The organism is Sphingomonas sp. 66-10 (genome assembly GCF_001897045.1).
Lineage (GTDB): Bacteria > Pseudomonadota > Alphaproteobacteria > Sphingomonadales > Sphingomonadaceae > Sphingomonas > Sphingomonas lycopersici.
The window spans coordinates 5,190-7,698 of sequence record NZ_MKRR01000099.1 but is presented as its reverse complement, the minus strand read 5'-3'; the positions used below and the strand labels follow the sequence as shown (position 1 = coordinate 7,698).

2 protein-coding genes are annotated in these 2,509 nt (G+C 65.7%); both read left to right on the top strand.

Going from position 1 to position 2,509, the window contains the following annotated elements; all coding sequences use genetic code 11:
• Window positions 1-1,025 (top strand): threonine--tRNA ligase (gene thrS, locus BGN95_RS09490; protein ID WP_286772483.1); only part of this gene is annotated, 1,025 nt, incomplete at its 5' end.
• Window positions 1,026-1,315: 290 nt separating this feature from the next.
• On the top strand, window positions 1,316-2,509 hold a 1,194-nt coding region (locus tag BGN95_RS09485; protein WP_286772482.1), incomplete at its 3' end, for a TonB-dependent receptor.

The following is a 2,509-nucleotide window of genomic DNA, read 5'->3' as shown; positions in this document are numbered from 1 at the left end:
ATCCCCGACGACCCGACGAAGTGCCCAATACCGAGGATGAAGGCCCGATCGTCTCGGACAAGGCCGAGTGGATGGCGCTCAAGCCGATGAACTGCCCGGCGCACATCCTGATCTTCAAGCAGGGGATCAAATCCTACCGCGATCTGCCGCTGCGCCTGTACGAGAACGGCTGCTGCCACCGCAACGAGCCGCACGGCGCGCTCCACGGGCTGATGCGCGTGCGCCAGTTCACCCAGGACGACGCGCATATCTTCTGCCGCGAGGACCAGATCGTCGACGAGGTGCGCGCCTTCTGCAACCTCGCCGATCGCATCTACAAGGATTTCGGTTTCACTTATTCGATCAAGCTCGCGCTGCGCCCCGACAAGAGGTTCGGCACCGACGAGATGTGGGATCAGGCCGAGAACGAGCTGCGCGACGCGGTCGCCGCCGCGGGGCTCAACACCGCCGAATATGGCTGGGAGGAATTGCCCGGCGAGGGCGCTTTCTATGCGCCCAAGCTCGAATGGCACCTGACCGACGCGATCGGGCGGACGTGGCAGGTCGGCACGATCCAGTCGGACCGCGTGCTCCCCGAACGGCTCGACGCGAGCTATATCGCGGAGGACGGCCAGCGCCACCGCCCGGTGATGCTCCACCGCGCAATCTTCGGCTCGTACGAGCGGTTCATCGGCATCCTCGTCGAGCATTTCGCGGGCAAATTGCCGGCCTGGCTCGCCCCGGTGCAAGCGGTGGTCGCGACGATCGTGTCCGATGCCGACGATTATGCCGAGCAGGTCGCCGCCGAGCTGCGCAAGGCCGGGCTGCGCGTCGAGACCGATCTGCGCAACGAGAAGATCAATTATAAGGTGCGCGAGCACAGCCTGGCCAAGGTTCCCAACCTGCTCGTCGTCGGCAAGCGCGAGGCGGACGAAGGCACCGTTGCGCTGCGCCCGCTCGGCGAAGGCGCGAAACAGGAGGTGCTGACGCTCGCCGCGGCGATCGAGCGGCTGCGCGACGAGGTGCTGCCGCCCGACCTGGGCTGAAGCACCGCGGACCAAATCAGGATCGCCTAGCCCCGTTCGCGCTGAGCCTGTCGAAGGGCGTCCCGCCGCCCCAGAATTGGGGCCGCCCTTCGACAAGCTCAGCGCGAACGGGGCAGGTCTTGCTCGGAATGCGTAGGGCAGTCGCATTGTCATTCTGTGACCAAAACGACGCAGCCACTGTAATAAAATGTGTCGGAGATGATCGGGTGGTGACACGCACCCCGATCACCGCATAACCTGTCCGAAGCGGCCATATAATTTGTTCAGAGCCGCAAACCGGGAGATGGATTATGCGCAGTGCTGTTCTGCCGCGTCTTTTGCCGTGCGCGGCGCTCTTGGCCTCGACCCCCGCCCTCGCCCAGCAACAGCCCAATCCGGCGGCCGCGCCGCGCGCGAGCGACAATCCCGGCGACATCATCGTCACCGCGACGCGCCGCGCCGAGGCGCTGTCCAACGTGCCGATCGCGATCTCCGCGGTGTCGGGCGAGACGCTCCAGAATACCGGCGCGACCGATGTGCGCGCGCTCAACCAGGTCGCCCCGTCGCTGCTCGTCTCGGGCGCGACGAGCGAGGTCAATTTCACCGCGCGCATCCGCGGGATCGGCACGGTGGGCGAGAATCCGGGGCTCGAAAGCTCGGTCGGGCTGTTCATCGACGGCGTCTATCGCAGCCGCACCGGGGTCGGGCTGTCCGAACTCGGCGATATCGAACGGATCGAGGTGCTGCGCGGGCCGCAGGGCACGCTGTTCGGGCGAAACTCCACCGCGGGGCTGATCAATATCGTCACCAAGGGGCCGGAGCTCGACGGTTTCCACGCCAAGGGCGCGGTGAGCTACGGCAATTACGATTATTGGCGGGTCGACGGCGCGCTCAACGCGCCGCTGTCGAGCAACGCCGCGGTCCGGCTCGACGGGGTATGGCAGAAGCGCGATGGCTATCTCAAGGCGCTCACCCCCGGCGAACCCGATATCAACGACCGCGATCGCTGGCTCGCGCGCGGCCAGTTCCTGTTCGAGCCGTCGACCGATCTCAAGATCCGGCTGATCGGCGATTATTCGAAGCGCAACGAGAATTGCTGCGGCGGCGTGCTGCTCGGCCCGACGCGCAATCTGACGCGGCAGCCCAACGGATCGGTCGCGGTCTCGCCCAATAGCTTGCTGCCCTTGCTCCAGGCGCTCGGCGCGAGTTACCCGGCGATCCCCGGCGGCGAGCGTTTCGTCTACGGCGTGCCCAATTCGCCCGGGGTGCCCTATACCTCGAAAAGCGAGGATTGGGGGCTTTCGGGCGAGATCAACTACAAGCTCGGCAGCGTCAACCTGACCTCGATCACCGCCTATCGCGATTACAAGAACAAGCAGGGGCAGGACGGCGATTTCAACGCGCTCGATATCCTCAACCGGCAGAATCTCGATCGCCGCTTCCGGCTGTTCAGCCAGGAATTGCGGCTGCAGGGCGAGGCGTTCGACGGCCGGCTCAACTGGCTG